This is a genomic window from Deferribacter autotrophicus (genome assembly GCF_008362905.1).
In the GTDB taxonomy this organism is placed as follows: domain Bacteria; phylum Chrysiogenota; class Deferribacteres; order Deferribacterales; family Deferribacteraceae; genus Deferribacter; species Deferribacter autotrophicus.
The window spans coordinates 49,862-69,883 of sequence record NZ_VFJB01000009.1; the positions used below are offsets into that span (position 1 = coordinate 49,862).

The 20,022-nt window shown below is 31.0% G+C and carries 15 protein-coding genes and 1 riboswitch; of the genes, 6 read left to right on the top strand and 9 right to left on the bottom strand.

Translation table 11 applies throughout. The features are described from left to right. Positions 1-219 precede the first annotated feature (219 nt). Genes FHQ18_RS10685 through recD form a run of 3 tightly spaced genes read left to right on the top strand, consistent with a single transcriptional unit; the run spans position 220 to position 8,330 of the window. Positions 220-3,297: an exodeoxyribonuclease V subunit gamma gene (locus tag FHQ18_RS10685; protein ID WP_149267166.1), complete on the top strand. Its 3,078-nt coding sequence runs from the start codon at positions 220-222 to the stop codon at positions 3,295-3,297. Continuing rightward, on the top strand, positions 3,287-6,598 hold the full coding sequence (locus FHQ18_RS10690) for a UvrD-helicase domain-containing protein (RefSeq protein ID WP_149267167.1): 3,312 nt from the start codon (positions 3,287-3,289) through the stop codon (positions 6,596-6,598). Before FHQ18_RS10685 ends, FHQ18_RS10690 begins: the two co-directional genes overlap by 11 nt. Next, positions 6,585-8,330, top strand: a complete 1,746-nt coding sequence (recD, locus tag FHQ18_RS10695) for an exodeoxyribonuclease V subunit alpha (protein WP_149267168.1) — start codon at positions 6,585-6,587, stop codon at positions 8,328-8,330. Before FHQ18_RS10690 ends, recD begins: the two co-directional genes overlap by 14 nt. Positions 8,331-8,420: 90 nt before the next feature. Here the strand turns inward: recD and FHQ18_RS10700 are convergent, their stop codons facing one another. From FHQ18_RS10700 to radC, 3 genes are read right to left on the bottom strand one after another with little or no spacing between them, the layout of a single operon-like run. Beyond that, complete coding sequence (locus tag FHQ18_RS10700) at positions 8,421-9,308, bottom strand: complex I NDUFA9 subunit family protein (RefSeq protein WP_149267169.1); 888 nt, start codon at positions 9,306-9,308, stop codon at positions 8,421-8,423. Positions 9,309-9,316: 8 nt separating this feature from the next. Beyond that, on the bottom strand, positions 9,317-10,684 hold the full coding sequence (locus FHQ18_RS10705) for a DUF4139 domain-containing protein (protein WP_149267170.1): 1,368 nt from the start codon (positions 10,682-10,684) through the stop codon (positions 9,317-9,319). Then, entirely contained in the window at positions 10,681-11,346 is a 666-nt protein-coding gene (radC, locus tag FHQ18_RS10710) for a RadC family protein (protein WP_149267171.1), read from the bottom strand. The genes FHQ18_RS10705 and radC overlap by 4 nt, the downstream gene beginning before the upstream one ends. A 72-nt stretch (positions 11,347-11,418) precedes the next feature. Between radC and FHQ18_RS10715 the strand changes: the two genes are divergently transcribed. Genes FHQ18_RS10715 through FHQ18_RS10725 form a run of 3 tightly spaced genes read left to right on the top strand, consistent with a single transcriptional unit; the run spans position 11,419 to position 13,206 of the window. Then, the gene (locus tag FHQ18_RS10715; protein WP_149267172.1) at positions 11,419-11,769 is read left to right on the top strand and encodes a CidA/LrgA family protein; all 351 of its coding nucleotides are present in this window, start codon (positions 11,419-11,421) and stop codon (positions 11,767-11,769) included. Then, positions 11,753-12,454 (top strand): CidB/LrgB family autolysis modulator, encoded by a 702-nt coding sequence (locus FHQ18_RS10720; protein WP_149267173.1) that lies wholly within the window; start codon positions 11,753-11,755, stop codon positions 12,452-12,454. The genes FHQ18_RS10715 and FHQ18_RS10720 overlap by 17 nt, the downstream gene beginning before the upstream one ends. After that, the gene (locus tag FHQ18_RS10725) at positions 12,451-13,206 is read left to right on the top strand and encodes a pseudouridine synthase family protein (protein ID WP_149267174.1); all 756 of its coding nucleotides are present in this window, start codon (positions 12,451-12,453) and stop codon (positions 13,204-13,206) included. The genes FHQ18_RS10720 and FHQ18_RS10725 overlap by 4 nt, the downstream gene beginning before the upstream one ends. Here the strand turns inward: FHQ18_RS10725 and FHQ18_RS10730 are convergent. From FHQ18_RS10730 to FHQ18_RS10755, 6 genes are all read right to left on the bottom strand, one after another. Beyond that, positions 13,190-13,759, bottom strand: a complete 570-nt coding sequence (locus tag FHQ18_RS10730) for an energy transducer TonB (protein WP_188020398.1) — start codon at positions 13,757-13,759, stop codon at positions 13,190-13,192. The genes FHQ18_RS10725 and FHQ18_RS10730 overlap by 17 nt on opposite strands. Positions 13,760-13,985: 226 nt before the next feature. Beyond that, entirely contained in the window at positions 13,986-15,965 is a 1,980-nt protein-coding gene (locus FHQ18_RS10735) for a TonB-dependent receptor plug domain-containing protein (RefSeq protein WP_149267176.1), read from the bottom strand. Between the two features lie 149 nt (positions 15,966-16,114). Next, positions 16,115-16,284: riboswitch (cobalamin riboswitch) on the bottom strand. Continuing rightward, positions 16,279-17,034 carry an ABC transporter ATP-binding protein gene (locus FHQ18_RS10740; protein WP_149267177.1) on the bottom strand — a complete coding sequence of 252 codons (756 nt, stop codon included), beginning with the start codon at positions 17,032-17,034 and terminating at the stop codon, positions 16,279-16,281. (Overlaps the previous riboswitch by 6 nt.) Next, positions 17,021-18,016 carry a FecCD family ABC transporter permease gene (locus FHQ18_RS10745; RefSeq protein WP_149267178.1) on the bottom strand — a complete coding sequence of 332 codons (996 nt, stop codon included), beginning with the start codon at positions 18,014-18,016 and terminating at the stop codon, positions 17,021-17,023. The genes FHQ18_RS10740 and FHQ18_RS10745 overlap by 14 nt, the downstream gene beginning before the upstream one ends. After that, on the bottom strand, positions 17,977-18,822 hold the full coding sequence (locus FHQ18_RS10750) for a helical backbone metal receptor (RefSeq protein WP_149267179.1): 846 nt from the start codon (positions 18,820-18,822) through the stop codon (positions 17,977-17,979). Before FHQ18_RS10750 ends, FHQ18_RS10745 begins: the two co-directional genes overlap by 40 nt. 347 nt (positions 18,823-19,169) lie before the next feature. Continuing rightward, a complete protein-coding gene (locus tag FHQ18_RS10755; RefSeq protein ID WP_149267180.1) occupies positions 19,170-20,021 on the bottom strand; it encodes a pyruvate, water dikinase regulatory protein in 852 nt (283 codons plus the stop codon). Position 20,022 lies beyond the last annotated feature (1 nt).

The following is a 20,022-nucleotide window of genomic DNA, read 5'->3' on the forward strand; positions in this document are numbered from 1 at the left end:
TAAAGGTCGTAGGTGAGATGAAGAGATAGAAAAAGTTCAAGGTTTGAAATAGGTTGAGGTTAAGGTTAAGGAAATAAAATGCAAGTACAACTCCTACACCCCTTATTATCTTTATAATCTTTACACCCCCTAAAACCTTTACGACCCATAACTAAAAAGTTGGATGATGTCAGCTTTTATTATATTGAAAATGTTAATAATAATGTTAAAATACTTCTCATGAGTAATTCTTATTTTAAACTGTACCTTTCAAATGATCTGGAAATTATGCTTCAAGAGCTGTTAAATAACATCAAAAGTCATCAAATAAAAAATCCACTCACTGAAAAACAAACAATTGTAGTACAAACCGATGGGATGGTAAAATGGATCTCTCTGAACATTGCTGAAAAATTCGGAATTTGTTGCAACTTTGAATTTCTTTTTCCGAGAAATTTCATACTCAATACTTTAAAACAACTAAATTTGCTCACGGACGAGGACATAAATTATTTTGATAAAAAAAATCTCACACTGGAAATTATCAAGATTTTACAACATCATCGCTATAAAGAATTAGAGAGTTATCTTAGTGATGATGACGGGAAAAAACTCGGACAATTTGCCATCCGTATGGCTGATATTTTTGATCAGTATCTCACCTACAGACCAGAATATATACTCTATCCAGAAAAAATCAGTACTTCTTGGCAACAAGATCTTTTCAGCAAAATCATAAATAACGGTTATAAATGTGTAGCAAAAGCTATTGAAGAATTTTTACTAGGCAATTTTGCCCACAATAAATTAGAAGAAATCCCAGATACAATAAATCTTTTTGCCATATCCATACTCCCACCTATTTACATCAATTTTATAAAAAAACTCTCAACATACAAAACCATAAACCTATACAGCATCAATCCTTCACAGGAATATTGGTTTGACGATTTAAGCGAAAAAGCAAAAATACGCTTTTTCAAAAAAGCTTTCTTCAGCGAAGATGAATTTTATTTCACCAGATCAAACCCATTGCTAATAAACAATGGAAAACTTGTACAAGACTTTTTCTCAATTCTTTACGATACCGATCCTACACCGCATGAAATAGAAAATTATAACGATTTCAACAATGAAACAGCATTAAATACTTTAAAACAAAAAATCTTAAACAATGATCCAGCACCTTTTCAACTAAATGATGAAACCATACAGATTCATTCATTTCACAGCAGATTCAGAGAAATAGAAGGAATTTACAATTATATTTTAAAAATTATTCAAGACAATCCAGATATATGTCTTGAAGATATTGTTGTAATGTGTCCTGATATTGACGAATATGCACCTTATATTGAAGGTGTTTTTGAAAATAAAAATATTCCATATAATATTTCAGACAGCAGAATTCTTAAACAGGATAACGGGATTAAAGCCCTTTTCTCCATACTTGATTGTCTGAAAAAAGATTTAACGGTAAAGGAGTTTGTTTCTCTTTTAGAATATGACGCAATAAAGGAAAAGTTTCAAATCAACCAAACAGAACAGGAGATTATCAGAGAATGGATCAACGAGCTTAATATCAGATGGGGGCTTACAGAAAATTTTGTAAAATCTTCTTATCCTCATACTGACATCTTCAACACCTTCGAATATAATGTCAAAAGAATTCTGCTTGGCTATCTCACTAATGAAAACAAAATTATATTCGACTCGCTACCCTACACAGAGCAAACTGTATCAAATGGTGAAACGGCTGGGAAGTTTTTATATATTATCGACAAAATAACACATTTTATAAACCTCTTAAAAGATAAACGGGACTTAAAATATTTTAAAAACCTATTAATAGATATCATTAATACTTTTATTGCCAAAAAATATACGGAAACAGCATCTTTTTTAAGTTTTTTAAAAGAATTGGAGCAGTTTAATGATGAAACAATAGAAATATATTTTCCTGCCTTTTTAGAACTGATAAAAAACATTACAACAAAATCTAAAAACAGCTTAAATTTTATGAGGGGAGGCATCACATTTTGCGAACTCGTACCACTTAGAAGTATCCCTTTCAAAGTAATATGTCTTATAGGGATGAATGACGAAAACTTTCCAAGAAAAACAAGTAAACTTCTTTTCAATGAAATGGAGCTGAAACCAAAAAGAGGTGACAGATCAAGCAAACTGAATGACAGACTCCTCTTTTTAGAGTCAATCCTCTCAGCAAAAGAATACCTATACATCAGCTTTATTGGAAAAGATATGAAAAAAAATAAGCAGATAAATCCGAGTATTGTTGTTTCAGAGCTATTGGATTTCCTCTCTCTCAACCCCATTGAACACCCTTTACACTCATTCAGCCCTCTTTACTTTTCAGAGAATAGGGATGAGCTTGTAAACTACAATCCTGAAGATTTTGAAGCCGCAAAATCTTTGCTGGATATCAATGAAGCATCAAATATCATTTTACTGGACGATTCCCCTCTAATACAAAAGGAATTGCCAAAACAGCTACCATTGAAAAAATTGATTGATTTTATAAAAGATCCCCTCAAAACCTTCTTCAAAGAAAACGGAGTATATCTTGAAATAAAGCTAAACGAATTACAAACCAGGGAAGATTTATCATTGGACAACCTTCAGCAGTATAAATTGAGAAACTCTTTAATAAATGAAAAACTTCACGTTGATACAATCCCTTACACCGGATTGCTACCTCACGCTAATATAGGAAAACTTTTTACTAACCTAATAACTAGTGAAGTGGAAATCATTAAAAAAGCATTAAAAAAAGTCCATAAAGACATTGAGTTATACACCCTTAACTCTTTAAATATCCAAAAAGAAATTAACAGCTACCTCATTGAAGGAAAAATAGAATATGTATATTCTAACTCGTTTATTATGATTGATTTCGGCAAGCAAGGGCTTGATAAAAGAGATTTTCTACTTCCTCAGATTCTTATTTACACATTAATGGGAAATTTCAACGAAAGCTATTTTATCAATCTCAATGAAACAAAAAAAATCACATTTACCACGGATAATAATTATCTGAAAAAGATTTTGGAAATTTATGAAATAGGCCTGAAAATCCCACTATACTTTGATAAAAAATTGCTTAAAAATAAAAAAATAGATATTACCAATTTTAAAGAACATTTATCCAAAAAAGTGAAAAGCTTTGTCACTGGTGAAGAAAACAGATATCTAAAATTTTATCTCGAACATTTTACTTTTTCTGATGAATACATAGATAAACTTTTCGAGATAAATAGAGAACTTTTTTCAGTAAATGAGGCAATAAATGAACTTTAATCCTTTTACGGCGAAATTTGATTTTAATGGAAAAAACTTAATAGAAGCTTCAGCTGGCACAGACAAAACATACAGTATAGCTGCCATCTATCTCAGGTTATTAATCGAAAAGAAATTAAATCCTGCAAATATTTTAGCCGTAACTTTCACAATAGATGCTGCCGAAGAGCTAAAAGAGCGAATCAGAAAAATCATAATTACATCATATAAATTTCTCATGGGTGAAATTAATGAAACTGAACTCACAGATAGCAGCCTTAAACAGTACCTAGAATCAATCCCAAGAAATGAATCACTGTTAAGATTAAAAGAAGCCATGCTTCTTTTCGACGAAGCTTCCATTTACACAATTCACAAGTTTTGCAAACGAGTTTTATCTGAAAATCCTATTGACACAAACGCCACCTTTGAACAGGATTTCTCATCAGATGACAAAGATTTTCTCATCGATACCTTATATCACCTTTACAGACAATGGCTCTATAAGGAAGATTTCATAATTATCTCTTATTTCTTAAAAAAATATACAGACCAAAAATTGATTAATCTCATTAACAGCTACTTTTTCTCCATTAATTCTATTATTATCCCTCCAAAAGATGTCATTATTGATGAAATTAAAGATCTACACTCTGAAGTTATCGACTTTTTTTATCAATTAAAAAACAACTATAATAAACCGGCAAAATACAAAGATGAATTTTTTGCTCAAGAAAACACTCTTATCAACGATTTTGGAAATTTCAAAGTAAGTAATAAAATAATGGAAGCTTATCCAGATTTTGCCGAAAAATATCAGCTTTTATGCAGCAAAATCGAGCAACACATAGAAAACAATATCTTCAACTCTCTTGAAGAATTAGAAAAGCAACTCAACATCCAAAAGGTGAAAAAAAATCTGCTCACATTCACTGATATGATAAGAAATGTTTACCTTGCAATAAAAAACCATACTTTCAATCCTAAAAAATATGGTGAACTTCAGGCTCTTTTAATAGATGAGTTTCAGGATACAGATTTCTTGCAGGTTTTCATATTTGAAAAAATATTTGAAGACAAAACCGCCTTTTTTATAGGTGATCCCAAGCAATCCATTTACAGATTTAGAGGCGCTGATTTAAATGCATATTTTTACGCAACAGATAAAGTAGAAAAGAAAAACAGATTCAGACTTACCACCTGTTACCGTTCCACTAAAAACTTAATAGACAACTTTAATAAAATTTTTTCTCAAAATAATTTTTTTCAAGATTCAAAAATCTCTTATGAAAAAATCAATGTTCCATCCCTTCAAAAACTACATATTGTAACGGGCGATAAGACAAAAGATCTTTGTATCTATTTGAAAGATGTTACAAATAAATCTGGCATTCTGGATGATGTTATTTCGGAAATTAACTACCTGCTGAAAAACGCTCAAATAAAAGAGATTGTAAATGGCTGTGAAACCGTAAGAAAGATAACACCTTCGGACATTGCCATAATCGTCCCAAGCAATATGGATGCGGAAGATATCAGAGCACATTTCAGCAAATATGGCATTAAGACTGTACTAAATTCTACAAAATCAGTATTTGAAACAGACGAAGCAAAAGAGCTATACTTATTATTCGATGCTCTTGAAAACTATTCAAGCAATGTAAAAGTTCAAACGGCTCTTCTCACAAAGATTTTTAATAAAAAAATCAACGAACTTTCTGAAGAGACAATCTCACATTACAAAGAAAAATTTAGCGAATATTCAAAACTGCTAACAAAAAAAGGGATTATCCCTCTTTTCCTGCATCTCTTTAAAGAAGAGAAGACAAAAATCAACATTTTAAAAGAAACAGGCGGCGAAAGAATTTTTACAAACTATATGCACATTTTGGAACTACTTCAAAACGCATCCAGATACGAAAATCTCACCATAGAAAATATCAAAAAATGGCTTTCTGCACGAATGACCGGCAGTGTAAAAGAAAGTGAAGATTACGAATTGAGGCTTGAATCGGATCAGAATGCTGTAAAAATCACAACCATCCATAAAAGTAAAGGCCTTGAATACCCTGTGGTATTTTTACTCTTTTTCAACTATTCTTACAGCGAAAAATACGAAGACTTTTTCTTTACCGAATTTGATGCCACAAAAGGACAACATGTAATAACGTCTAAATCATTAGCGTCAACCTTTGCCGGCTTAGAAGAAGACATAGCAGAAAAAGCAAGGCTTTTTTATGTGTCATTAACAAGGGCTAAAGGGAGATGTTATCTATTTGACTACAAGACAAAAGGTTATAAATATTTAGACACATTTCTTTATGGTGCTGCTATCGGGGAAAAACTAAATTTTGAAACAAAAATTTCAAACCTTACCAATTTGTTACAAGATACTGCGATAATAAAAGTTATCCAGGATGAAAGTAAAGAGATAGCTTTTCAAACTATCTATCAAGAAAGTTTGGATTTAAAATTTAATGAGTTTCAAGGTGAAATAAAAAGGGATTATCAGCTATCAAGTTATTCAGCCATTACGCACGGTAAATCTGATGAACTGACTGATCTCTTTGATGATGAATATCTTGAAGAGGTGCTTTTCAATGAGCTTGATATAAAGTCAAAAACCGAATTACCTCCAGGTGCTAAAACAGGTAATATGATACATCAAATCCTTGAAACAATACCTTATGATATTTCTGATAAAGAATTAAAGTCTGTAATAGAAGAATTTATTCGAAATTATGGATTTGACAACAATGCATATAACTATACTTTTAATATGGTTAAAAGCCTTTTAAATAAACCGATAATCATTGACGGAAAACAATTTTATTTAAAAAACCTGAGTACAATAAACAAAATAAACGAATTCGAGTTTTATATCCCAATTAAAAATCTGAACGATTTTCTATCATCTGTGCATAATTTATTCTTGTCAAAAGGTGAAAAGGATTTTGCAGAGCAAATTAAGACCCTAATAAACGGTAAATTTGATTTCAAGCACTATCTTAGAGGATTTATAGACCTTGTATTTGAATATAATGGTAAATTTTATATCATTGACTGGAAAACCAACTATTTAGGGGATAATCTATCTGATTATTCTTTGGAAAATATAAAAGATGAAATTGCTAAAAATCATTATTATCTGCAAATTCTTCTCTATCAACTTGCTCTCTATAAGTATCTAAAACAATTAAATAACAAAAATTTTAAGCTAGGTGAAGTTTTTTACATATTTACAAGAGGTTTTGACCCCAGCAAAAATCTTGGAATATTTAGATACCGTTTTAGCGAGGAAGAATTAGATGCAATTGAATGATAATTTTCTAGAAAAATTAATTGATGAAAACATTATAACCTTTGCCGATTATGAAATTTATAAATGGATTTACAAACTGTATTCTTCTAATATTACAGCTTTAATAGCATTGTTAGTAAACTATAAACTTCGCAATGGGGATAGTTGTCTCTTAATTGATGAAATTGAAAAAAAAGATTTAGCCGAAATACTATTTTATGAATCATCTCTCGATTTAAAGTTGCCAGATAAACAAAAAATAGTTGATGAGCTTGCAAAATCAGGTTTGATAGGCAACGCAAATTCTCTTTGTCATCTTGACGAAAAAAATAGGCTTTTTTTTAAAAGAATATATAGCTATGAAAAAAATGTAGCAAATAAATTAAAACAATTAGCATCAATTAAAACTTTTTTTAATAATTCAAACACAAAGCAATCCCCGGGAAAAAATTGGCAAGATGTGGCCATACAGATGGCAAAAATTAATCAGCTTCTTGTCATCTCTGGTGGCCCGGGTACAGGGAAAACCACCACAGTAAAAAAAATTATTAAAAATCTTTTAATGGAAAATGAAAAATTAAATATTATTCTCTCAGCTCCTACAGGAAAGGCTGTCTCAAGACTTCAGGAATCACTAAAAGATGATGAAATATCTGAAAAAATCAATCCACCTGTAACCATCCACAAACTACTTGGTGCAAACTACACCCTCACTCGCTTTTATTACAACGATAAAAATAAACTGCCCTACGATGTAATAATCGTGGATGAAGTATCAATGGTAAATCTTGAACTGATGCACCAGCTTTTAATATCAATAAAAGATGATGCAAAATTGATTTTATTGGGAGATAAAGACCAGCTCTCATCAGTGGAGGCCGGAGCAATTATGGGAGAAATCTGTAGTTTTCCTGAAATTTACCCTCAAATAAATACTATAAATTCTTTTTCCAAAGAATATGGTAAAAAACTATATATTCCTGATGAAAACCTTGTAAATATTGATAATCCGCTTATCGATTGCACTATAGAATTTACAAAAAATTATAGATTTAAAGAAGATAGCGGTATCGGTCTCCTATCCAATGCTATAAAAAATAACAACTTTACTCTTATTGAAAATATAATAAGTAAAAAGATTTCTTTTGACGATCTCATCTTAATCGAAAAACCGTCAAATACACTTTTTGATGAGATTGTCGATGATTATTACAACAATCTCAAGGATGATCTCTTATCCACATTAACTGCTGTAAAAATATTGACACCATACAGAATCACACCCTTTGGAAGCGAAAAATTAAATGAAATTATAGATAAAAAACTCAGAAAAAAATTTCTTACATCCCAAACATGGTATACAGGCAGGCAAGTTATCATAACCGTAAATGACTACCAGAACGAACTATTCAATGGAGATATAGGTATTTGTATGAAAAAAGATAATAAAGAGTATATAGCCTTTTTAAGAACAGGTGATGAAAATTATAAATATCTGCACCCATCCCTTTTACCTGCCTACGATCTTGCCTTTGCCATGACTGTGCACAAAAGTCAGGGTTCAGAGTTTGATAAAGTTTATTTTTTCATAGGTCAAAAAGAATCAGATCTTTTGAATAGGGAACTCATTTATACTGCCATCACAAGAGCCAGAAAAAAGATTATTATCATAGGCAATAAAGACTTACTTTTTAACAGTCTAATGAAGAAAACCACCCGCAAATCCGCTCTATCCGACATGCTTTATAGGTAATTTCTACTGAAGAATTTCTTTTGATATTAATAAGATTGGGAAATAACCCCTCTGAGTTCTTTTTGAAAGGACTTTTTCAGTGGACGCCAATTATTTTAAATAATCGGATAAAGTCTTTTCGATATCCTTCTGAATAATACCCATTATTTGAAAAATTTCATTATTCTCACATGTATTGCCCTCTCTGAGCATTTCAAACTGATCTCTTGCAATAGGAAACCAGGAAAATTTGCCAAAAAGTTTTATTGCAAAATCAATTATAAACTCAGGCACTGGAATTAAAACTCTCTTTCTACCCGTAATTTCCATTATGAGCTTTAAAATCTCCTTATAGCTTAATATCTTATTCCCGCATACAGTAAATGTTTTGTTAAAAGTCTTTTCATTTTCTATCGATTTAACAAATATCTCTGCTACTTCATAGACACTCACCGGCTGCATAGGATATGAACCGTCACCAAAATAAGAAAAAACAGGCATTTTTTTCATGAAATCATTTAACATATTTATAAAAGAATCATCAGGTCCATAAATTATAGAAGGTTTAAATATTGTATAAGTTAAGCCTGAATTTCTCACATATTCTTCAGCTCTAAATTTTGTCTTGTGATAAGTAGTAACACCATCTTCTCTCGCACCATTTGCAGACATGTGGATAAAACGCTTTACATTAGCCTTTACAGTTTCATCAACCAATAACTTCGTTGCTTCATAATGCATTTTTTCAAAGGTAACTCCCTTTGATGGAAATTCCCTTATTATCCCTACAAGATGAATAACTGTATCAACATCTTTTAAAGCATCAGAGTAGCTTTCAGGTTTTAAAGCATCACCCACTACAATTTGAATCCTGTCATCCTTCACTTTCAATCTGACAGGATCTCTTACAAGAACAATGGGTTCATAACCGTATTTCAGCAGCGTTTTTAAAATTTCTGTTCCAACAAAACCCGTACCACCTGTTAAAAAAATTTTCATTCAACTCCTCAGTAAGTAATCTCTATATCCTTATCATACAATATAGTATAGCTCACATTTATTTCCACAGTATCATTTGGTAAGATTTCTACACTACAAGTAAGTTTCCCTTTTTCACCTACGCTGCATGATGGATTATCAACTTTAACATCTTTGACTTCAATTTTCTCATCAGCAGAAACAGGCACCCTATCCACCACAATTACATTATAACTTTTACTCCCAACATTTGTTAATACTATCTTATATCCATCTGTAATCTTCTTTTTATTGCCAAAAAATCCTGATCTTTCTTGATAATCAATATTTCTTTTTCTTTCTACTTTAATATCATACAATTTTCCGGCAACAACTCTGTACCTACCATCCTCAAGCTTACCGTAAACATTTGTAAACACCTCACCATCTATTTTTACTCTCCACCTGTTATTCTCTATATCAAAAGGGACATCAAAAGTTATCTCCTTATAAACCTCATTACTCAAATAAGGATATGTCATAAGGTTGAAATCGGCTATTTTTACTGCACTGTTAACAATGTACATCTTCCTCAATCCATTGGATGGTAAAAATAAATCATTCAGAGTATACACTCTGTTCCCCTTCTCTTTTGCTTTTGCAGGTTTTGCCATATCCATTTTCTCCGTAGCGGGAGCAGCCTTAAAAAGCATTTTTGGCATTTCCCTCTGTCTGATCACAAGAGGTTCAAAAGTAAAACCTTTTTGATAACCACCACTATTCTTGAAATAGAGATTTGCTATCTCCGCCCTAATATCGACACCACTTTTATTTTGAAGATTAATCTTTTTAAAAACTATTACCTTAGCCTTATTGCCAGCAACCTGCCCCACTTCAAGTTCATTTTCTATATTAAAGGAGATACCAGAAAACTTTAAAACCAAATCTTTGCAACTAGTTGTATCAGTAAAATATGGAAGTTTACTTTTTGCCCCCAATTGAAAATCTGTATTTAATTTATCAATTTCTTGCTCTAATCTCTCTTTATTTATCTTAATCCTTGTAAATTCTTTTGAAATCTTATCCATTAACACAAAACTGTTATCATCTTTAATATTAAAATTTTTGGCCACATTATCTAATATGTTTTCTTTATAGTTTAGATAAATAATCTGTTCATCCAATGATTTTACCTTTTTAAAAATGTTACAAAGATAGCAACTATTTTCCACTTCACCTTTTGGATAAATATAATGCTCTTCTCCATCGCATAAAACTTTTATGTCTTTATTAAACCCTACAAAACCATCCGACAGTTTTGTATTATAAATCGTTATATCTCTATAAATTTCTACCGTTGATGCAAAACCAAAGTTTACAGTAAATAACATAAACAAACCTATCAGTAGTTTTTTCATAAAATTCCCTCCTTTTTAAAAGATAGATATCCATTTTTATAAACAATTATATGATCTAATAACCTTATACCAACAGTTGATAAAGCACTTTCCACTGTTTCTGTAAACACTTTATCCCCATTTGACGGTGTAAGATTGCCAGAGGGGTGATTATGGGCAAGAATTACAGATACAGCATTTTCCAGCAAAGCTTTCTTTACTATTTCTCTTGGCGGAATGTAAGATTCATTAACAGTCCCTGCACTTTCTATTTTGCAGGAAATCAGTCCATTTTTTGAGTCAAGATAAAGCACAGCGATCTTTTCCACATTTTCAAAGCCTATCTGATACTTCAAATACTTGAACACTTTCTCGGGATTATCAAAGACTTTCTCTTCTAAAACCTTTGCACTTTCCACCCTTCTATAAAACTCCTGCAATAATCTGAACATCAATACTGTCTCACCACCCACCCCTTCAATATCTTCATTAACATTGAAAATATTAGCAACTCCCTTTACTTCATCCAGAATCTTTTTGGCTAAAGGTTTTACATCCTTTCCTCTTATAACATAACCCAAAATAAGCTCAATTATTTCATAATCTTGTAAAGATTCTGGATGCGCCTTAAATCTCTCTTTCAATCTCTTACGGTGTCCAAGATAATAAGGCTTTTCACTCATGGATTGATTATAACATAATTTTACTTCAAATCAAAATATTTGAAATTTTGAATACTTATGCTAAAATAGGTTATGATTCAGGGCCTTACAATTATTTTTCTATTTCTTTTCATTGGTGATACTATCTCAAACCTTTTTAAAATTCCTATCCCTGGAAATGTTATAGGTATGATTTTATTAACAGGGGCTTTGAAATTTGAAATAATAAAATTAAAAAATGTAAAACCTGCGGCAGATATCCTTGTAAAAAATATGGCATTTCTTTTTATCCCACCTGGTGTTGGTATTATGATTTATTTTGATCTCATAAAAAAGGAGCTCATACCTATAATTGTGTCATACTTTTTTAGCACTTTAGCCGTACTATTTGTAGTGGGAAAAATACAACAAGCGTTGGATAAAAAAAATGAAAAGTCTAATTGAAACACCTGTTTTTGCCGTAATGATAACATTTATGGTATTTTATCTTGCAACCAAACTTTATACCAAATATCGCTTCATCCTTTTTAATCCAGTGCTTGTCTCAATCACTTCGTTAATAGTTATTTTAAAAACAATAAACCTTGATTATCATACCTATTTTAAAGGAGCAAAAATAATCAGTTTTTTTCTTGGCCCATCTGTGGTAGCACTTGGAGTCCCACTATATTTACAGTTTGAAGAAATCAAAAAAAGAGGTATCCCTATTCTTATTTCCATTACAATTGGTAGTATAGTTGGTATTTTATCGGCTGCTTTGACTGCAAAGCTGCTTGGCGCATCTAAAACTGTAGTGGCTTCCATAGCTCCAAAATCTGTCACAACTCCAATAGCAATGGGAATCTCTGAAAAAATAGGTGGAATCCCTTCTCTTACTGCAGCCATTGTAATTGCTACAGGCGTTCTTGGAGCAGTCATCGGACCCGCATTTCTAAAACTTACAGGAATTAAAAATAAAATAGCTATCGGACTTGCTATCGGAAGTGCCTCCCATGGTATCGGCACAGCCAGAGCCTTTGAAGAAGGTGAATTGGAAGGAGCATCAAGCTCTCTTGCCATCTGCCTAAATGGAATTGCAACTGCTATCTTTACACCAATCATTTTTTACATTATTTATAAGTTGCTATGAAAATTTCTGAATATTTGGTAGACAAATACAAAATCTCCAAAAGACTTGCAAAAAAATATATTAAAGAAGGACTTGTCTTTGTTGATCAAAAAATTATCAAGAAAGACTTCGAAATTTCAAACAACTCAAAAATTGTACTCAATGTAAACCAAAAAACATTTGACTATAATATCAATGATTTTTTAATAAAAAAATACGATGATATTCTTTTTTTGTATAAACCACCTTTCATGCACACAGAACGTTTGAGAATTGAAGATGACCTAACAATTTCTGATATAGTAAACAAAGAATTTCCAGAGTACACCCTTATTTCAAGACTTGACTTTGAAACAGATGGAGTAATTGGAGCAATAAAAAAAGATTATATTATTGAAATAATGCAAAAAAAATATTATGCAGTTGTGGAAGGAAATTTCCAAAAAGAAGTAAAATTGAGCAAAAAAATCGATTATAAAAAACGTAAAAAAGTAAAAGTGTTAGAAGAAGATGATAAAAATGAAACGATTATAAGACCATTAAATTTTAATAACGGTTTTAGTCTCGTAGAAATAACTCTTGAAAAAGCCAAAAGACATCAGATTAGAGCATATCTCTCTTATCTTGGCCACCCTATTTTGGGAGATAAACTTTATGGTGGAATCCCTTATAACAGAATGATGCTTTCCTGCATCTACACAAAAATCAATGAATTTGAAGCCTATTCACTAAATAAAAATAACTTTCTCAAAATCTTCAATCAACTAATTTAAACAAAACAGGAACTTTAATTTCAATTTTATCATATTCATGTGACGGATATCTTACTGCCTTAAGTGTTTTTATTGCAGCTTTCTTCAAAATTTCTTTTCCATCTTTCTTGAGAACTTCATATGATACCAAGTTTCCATCCCTATCAATTGATAACTGAAATAAGAAATATCCTTCATACCCCCTTTTCCTGGCAATATAAGGATATTCGATTTTATCCGAAATCAAACGAATAACCCTTTCTCTATAAATTGAAATAATTTTTGGGTCTATAGTTTTGACATACTCAAACTGGGCAATCCTTTTAATTTGTTTTATTCCCTTTACTTTTCTTTCAACACCGTTTTTTACGTTAATATCGTTCTCATCTGAATCTTTTTTTACAATTTTTTGTTTTAAATCTATTACTTTTGTAACCTTTTTTTCTAAAATAGTATTTTTATTAACTATTAAACCGTTATCACTTTTCTTTTTTATATTTTCAGTAAAATGTTCATGCTGTTTTGTAGATATTTTAGTTCTATTCCTAATATTTTTTTCTTTTTTTATCTTCAAATTGCGGTTTAGGTTATTATTAAACTCATTACTTTTTTTTGTGCTATTTTTATCGATTCTTTTTTTGAATTGTATAACACATTGTGTTTTTTTTATTGTTACGAACGACAGAGAAATATAATTGTTATTTAATCGTTTGAAATCATTTTCATACTTAAAAAAACTAAATAAAACTAAATGCACAAAAATAGATACGAGTAAAAAAGGGAGCAATGCTCCCCTAAACCTAAAACTCATAAATATATTTTAAAGTAACTTTATAATTTCTTTCTGGCATTGGGTAACCTTTAACATATTCATAATTTTCATTAAATAGATTATCAACTACTGCAGTACCCAACAGTTTCCCATAAAATTTATTCTCATAAATTTTCTGCTCAACATTCAATGTTGCTACAGTAAAACTACCTAATTTCATTCTTTCTGAAAACAAAGTAGCGGGATCATAATATTCTATATCTTGTTCACCTGTATATGCAAAATTTAGCCTAATTGAAGTACCAAGATCATAATGAGAAAAATATAATCCATAATTTGCCTGCAATCTTGATACATAAAGCAATTTCTCATCATTATCTTCATCCCGAAATTTATCAAAATATGTTACATTAAAATAAGGTTCCAATATAAAAGGCCATTCTAATAGTTCTCCAATATCCCATTTAAAATTTATCTCACTACCACGGAAAGTAGCCTTACCTTTATTTATCCAAGTCTTATAAGCTCCTGTATACTCTACCACTATTTTATCTTTATATTTTGTATAAAAATGGGTATACGAAAAACTTAGCCCTTTATTGTTGTAATCAAAACCAGCTTCATATGTCCTACTTTTTTCCGGATTAAGATCAGGATTACCCTTATAAGGAGTTCCCCAAACAGAATAATCAGCATTCATCTGATCAGCTTGTGGTATTATGTAAGCTTCTCCATAATTAACTCTAAACTTAAAATGTTTATTTTTATTATAAGCTACCCCTGCACTGTAAATAACATTTGAAAAGTCTTCGCTACTTTCAGTCACATCATCCCTTAAAGGAGTATCATTTATTTTCAATTTAAACTTATCATACCTTATTCCACCAACAATCACTAATCTATTATTTATAAAAAAGAATTTTGGAATTAAAAATAAACCATAATTTTTATATAGACTATCCGGTGAATAAGGAGCTACACTGTCAGAATTTCTATTTTCATTTTCATATTTATTATAATCAACACCTGTAACAATTTTTAATATATTATTCTCCATACTAAAAGTACACTGAGCACCTTCGAAGTTAGTCTTATACTTACTTTTTTCAGGAGAACCCCAATAATCATTTTTCAATTTATCATAATAGATATTCTCATCCACTCCCTTATAATATTTAAGTTTTAACTGTCCTAATTCATAAACACCTTCATAATCTAAATCTATTGATTTTAACATCTTTTCAGCTTCATCATCTTTATAATTAGAAGTAAAATTGTATTGACTAGTTAATCCAATGTCATAACCATTATATATTTTATAAATGACACCAAATCGATGTCTTTTAAGATTATAACCAAAGTTTATACTAATATTATTAACTCCGTAGTCTGTATTTTCGTATTCGCCATGTGTTGTTGCATAATTGTCTCTTTTAACTTCTGTCCCTGAAAAAGAATAATCTAGTACACCAAGTTTCCCACTTCCACCCAATGTCGACTCTAAATAACCAAAGCTACCTATTCCTTGCTCTATGAAAATATTTTTATTTTTACTACCTCTTTTGGTTATAATATTAATTACACCACCCATAGCAGCTGATCCATACTGAATACCTGCCGGTCCTCTTATAATCTCAATTCTTTCCACATTTTTAGTTAACAGTTTAGCTAAATTACCTGTTCCCGCTCTTCTTCCATCAACAAGAATAAGGATATGCCCTCTCAAATCAATCCCATGAGTATCACTGCGAAAGCCTCTGATGGCAACGGAAGTGCTTAAACCAGGATAATTATGGATATGTCCTATATTAAGCTGTTTAAGTAAATCTGCGACATATTCGGTTCCATAGCTTTTAATCTCTTCTTCATCAAGCGTAATAATATTTTGTGTAAAAGCGCTTTTTTCTCCTTTAACTCTCTCAGCTGTAACTAAAACAACATCTGAAGCAGAATAACCATTTACAAATAAAAAAATAACCAAAAACAATGTATAACATAGTTTTTTCATTGTATACTCCTCCTATTTAAATTTGTCGAAAATGTACTTTCAATAATACGCTGCCTATTTTTTGTTTTAAGAAAGTAAGAAGATAAAAAAATAGATTATTTATGAACTATTCAGTCTGCACATCACGCACCTCCTTATCCTCGTAAGGTTAGTGCCGAGAACTTCTGGCTGGGTCTCCTGGCTCGCCTTCATCCTACTCACCCGCCTTCCCATCCGACCGCGCGGACAGTGGCTTAATGGGCTTTCGTCAGGCTCACAGTTGCGGGACAGCGCCGGATTTTCACCGGACTTCCCCTACACCAGAAGCATCGACTTAAAAATATACAATATACTTTTCGTTATTTGAGAAACTTTTCAAAGGAATGTTATATAAATTTTTCAACTTTTGTAAATTAAAATCTTCTATTCCATTCCAGATAAAATCGATTTTACCATCATTAAAAGCTATCAATTTATCAAAAACAGTTAATGCTTCATTTATATTATGCAAAATCACTATAAAAGTTATCTTTTTTTTCAACTCAACAAGTAAATCCAAAAAATCTTTTATATGCTTCAAATCAAGATTAGATGTGGGCTCATCCAATATTGCATATTTTGTCTCTTGGCACAAAACCTTTGCCAGATATGCCCGCTGAATCTCCCCATCGGAAAGCTCATACAACATTTTATCCCATTTATTATTTAAATCTACATTCTCCAATGCATGAAAAATTTTATCTTTGTCCTCACTATTCAATTCGAAAAAAACAGTTTTTTTATGTGGAAATCTCCCAAAAGAGACAAATTCATATACAGAAATATTATAGTCCCTCAATAATCTCTTATTCATGTAAGTAATTTTTTTACTTAAAGTATCATACTTGAGTTTTGTTATATCGGTTCCATCAATAGCAACTTTACCTGAATAGTTTCTTATCATGCCGGTTAAAATTTTTGCAAAAGTACTTTTACCACTTCCATTTGGGCCAATTAATACATGTAAATAATTATCTTCAATAATCATATTAGGAATTTCTAAACCAAACTCTTTATCATACGAAAAAGATAATCCATCAATTGATATCACTTCTATGCTTCCTTAAAAGTATTATTAAAAAAGGACTTCCCAGCAAGGCAGTAATAACTCCCACTGGTATCTCCACCGGATAAAAGATGGTTTTAATCACTGTATCTAAAACAATCAACATATTGCCACCTATAAAAAATGTCATCAAATATTGCATCTTGTAGTCCGTTTTCATAATAAGTCTGACAATATGAGGCATAACAAGCCCCACAAATCCGATGGCACCGCATTTTGAAACAACAGCAACGGTTATCATAGAACCCAAAATGTACTGGCGATAAATCAAATTTCTCACATCAACTCCTGTAGTTTGTGCAAAAGATTCCCCTATTCTGCAGATATTTAACTTATCCATATCCAAAAACATAAAAAATGATAACAAAACAATTATAAATAAAGAAAAAACAGATTCATTTAAAGTAAGTCCACCGGTATTCCCCATATACCAGAGTAAGATATTTTTTACAAACCTATCACTCAAAAATACACTCATTACGGCAATTACAGCACTAAAAAAAAAGCTAACCGCTACACCTGTAAGAATAAGACTTGAAATACCGATTTCATGTTTTTTAGTACCGAGATAAAGCACAAAGATAACGGTAGTAATTGAAATTATAATGCTCAACAAATATGAACCAACAATAAAATTACCAAAAAATATAACTCCAAAAATATATCCAAAAGCTGCAGCACCTGATATCCCAAATAGATAAGGATCAGCGAGAGGATTTCTTACGATTGTTTGAAAACTAAATCCCACCACCGATAAACCTGCTCCCACCATAAAATCAGCCAAAATTCTTGGAAGTCGAAGATGAAAAATTAAGAGTTTATTCTCTTCTTGAAAAATCTCTTTTATCTTCAGTAAATTTCCACCATATTTTAGCGAAATTAAAATAATAATCAAAGTTATAAAAATAAAAATCAAAGCAAAAAAAGTTAATTTAAATCTTTTAATTTTTCCCTCAAATCTATGCATGCATCCACTATCCGATAGGAAGGCCTATTGTAAAGGTCAGGATCTACAATAAACAATTTCGAATTTAAAGAAAACCTTTTTATTACCTCTTTCATTAAATTGTTTTGCCTTTTATTCATCATAGACAGTATTATAATTTCAGGTTGCTTTTCTAACAAATATTCTCCGTTTATTTGTGAATATCCAACAAAATTATCAACAAGATTTTTAATTCCGGCACATCTTAATATCTCATCTATAAACGTTTTTTTGCCGGCAGCTATAAAAGGGGATACACTCACCAAAAAAATCCCATTATTTTTGATGTCGTTAAAACTCTTGCCATAATATTTATCTATCTTTTCAATTAGCTTATCAGGGCTTTTGCCTGTAAGTTTTGCAATATCTCGAATAATGTATTTAATATCATTTACATTATTTGCAGAGTAAAATTTACTTTTTATATTCAATTCATCTAACTTAATCTTAATTGTTTTATCCATCCCCTCCTTCATTCCCAGAACTATATCAGGTTTTAAGATTAATATCTTTTCAATACTGGGATTTATATAGCTCCCAATTTTCGTAACGTATTTTGCTTCTTCAGGGTAATTGCAAAATGTTGTATTGCCCACAAGCATATCGCCGGCACCAAGAGCAAAAATAATTTCGGTAATGCTTGGAGACAAAGATACAATTTTCAATCCATAGGCATCAAAAAATGTAAAAAATAAAAATAGAAAAACAAAAAAACTGTGCCTTAAAATCCAAGTTTTAACAACCAATTTATTCAATATCATTGGAAAATTCCCTTCGAACAAACACATAGGGCTTCATCCTCTACCTCCTGAGCACCTTCCATGAACTTTATTGCTTACTAAATCATATACTATCAAACAAATAAAATTTGACAATTTCAAATTTTATTTCAAGGTACACAGCAAAACAATTTAATATCTACTGCCACAAAAATTGTCAGAAATAATAGATCGTATTTGGAAGGAAAAGCAATCTCATTAGACGCTACACGCCTTATTATAACCATTTCCCCCAGATTTTTTATAAAATCAAGCACAAACCTGGGGATTTATTTATATACCTTTAAATAATTAGTTGACACTTTTACAGTGCCAATTAATCAAAAACACCTTTAGAAGTCTTATAATGAATATATCTAAAAGAATTCCTGTTCTCTTCCGTAAATACTGCTTATGATTTCTCTGGCAGTTTCTTCTACAGATTTATTTGTAGTATCCACAATATGCCACTGTCTATTCTTCTTCACCAGATCATACACAAATTCCAATTCTTCAAAAATTCTTCTTAAATCTGTATAGTTATTATTTCCTCTATAATGTTTCATCCTTTCTTGACGTACTTTCTGTAAAACTTCAGGATCCATCACAAGACACACAATTTTTCTCTGATCAATTTTAAAAAGCTCTTTTGGCAAAGGTATCTCTGGCACAATGGGTATATTTACCACCTTATAACCAAGCTGAGCCAAGTAAAATGATGTGGGAGTCTTTGAAACTCTTGAAAGTCCCAAAATAACTATATCAGCCTCATTTAAGCCTTTTAAATTTTTGCCATCATCATGATTAATAGTAAATTCGATTGCCTCAATTCTCTTAAAATATTTATCATCCACTCGTCTTAAAAGGTTTGGATTCTCAAGAGGTTTTGCATTCAAAAACTTTGAAAGTTTCTCTACTGGAGGTCCAAGTATATCAAAATGCATTATATCATACTCATGACAAAGCTCATGCATATATTTTCTTAACTCTTTTTTTACAAGAGTAAAAGCTACAAACCCTTTGTGTTCTCTAGCGCTTTTCAAAACCTTGTCTATCTGCTCAGTTGTATTTATTTTAGGATAAATAGTAAATCTTATATTATGTTCTTCAAACTGAATCAGACAAGCCCTCATCAAGTTTATTGCACTTTGCCCCGTACCATCAGAAATAATAAAAATCCTTTTCACATTATCATTGCTCTTTCCTATAAAAACATCGATATTTTTCATA

Excerpts from the sequence above, each read along its gene's own strand:
- FHQ18_RS10685 (WP_149267166.1), top strand. The coding sequence starts at position 220 with ATGAGTAATTCTTATTTTAAACTGTACCTTTCAAATGATCTGGAAATT.
- FHQ18_RS10690 (WP_149267167.1), top strand. The coding sequence starts at position 3,287 with ATGAACTTTAATCCTTTTACGGCGAAATTTGATTTTAATGGAAAAAAC.
- recD (WP_149267168.1), top strand. The coding sequence starts at position 6,585 with ATGCAATTGAATGATAATTTTCTAGAAAAATTAATTGATGAAAACATT.
- FHQ18_RS10700 (WP_149267169.1), bottom strand. The coding sequence starts at position 9,308 with ATGAAAATTTTTTTAACAGGTGGTACGGGTTTTGTTGGAACAGAAATT.
- FHQ18_RS10705 (WP_149267170.1), bottom strand. The coding sequence starts at position 10,684 with ATGAAAAAACTACTGATAGGTTTGTTTATGTTATTTACTGTAAACTTT.
- radC (WP_149267171.1), bottom strand. The coding sequence starts at position 11,346 with ATGAGTGAAAAGCCTTATTATCTTGGACACCGTAAGAGATTGAAAGAG.
- FHQ18_RS10715 (WP_149267172.1), top strand. The coding sequence starts at position 11,419 with ATGATTCAGGGCCTTACAATTATTTTTCTATTTCTTTTCATTGGTGAT.
- FHQ18_RS10720 (WP_149267173.1), top strand. The coding sequence starts at position 11,753 with ATGAAAAGTCTAATTGAAACACCTGTTTTTGCCGTAATGATAACATTT.
- FHQ18_RS10725 (WP_149267174.1), top strand. The coding sequence starts at position 12,451 with ATGAAAATTTCTGAATATTTGGTAGACAAATACAAAATCTCCAAAAGA.
- FHQ18_RS10735 (WP_149267176.1), bottom strand. The coding sequence starts at position 15,965 with ATGAAAAAACTATGTTATACATTGTTTTTGGTTATTTTTTTATTTGTA.
- FHQ18_RS10745 (WP_149267178.1), bottom strand. The coding sequence starts at position 18,016 with ATGCATAGATTTGAGGGAAAAATTAAAAGATTTAAATTAACTTTTTTT.
- FHQ18_RS10750 (WP_149267179.1), bottom strand. The coding sequence starts at position 18,822 with ATGTGTTTGTTCGAAGGGAATTTTCCAATGATATTGAATAAATTGGTT.
- FHQ18_RS10755 (WP_149267180.1), bottom strand. The coding sequence starts at position 20,021 with ATGAAAAATATCGATGTTTTTATAGGAAAGAGCAATGATAATGTGAAA.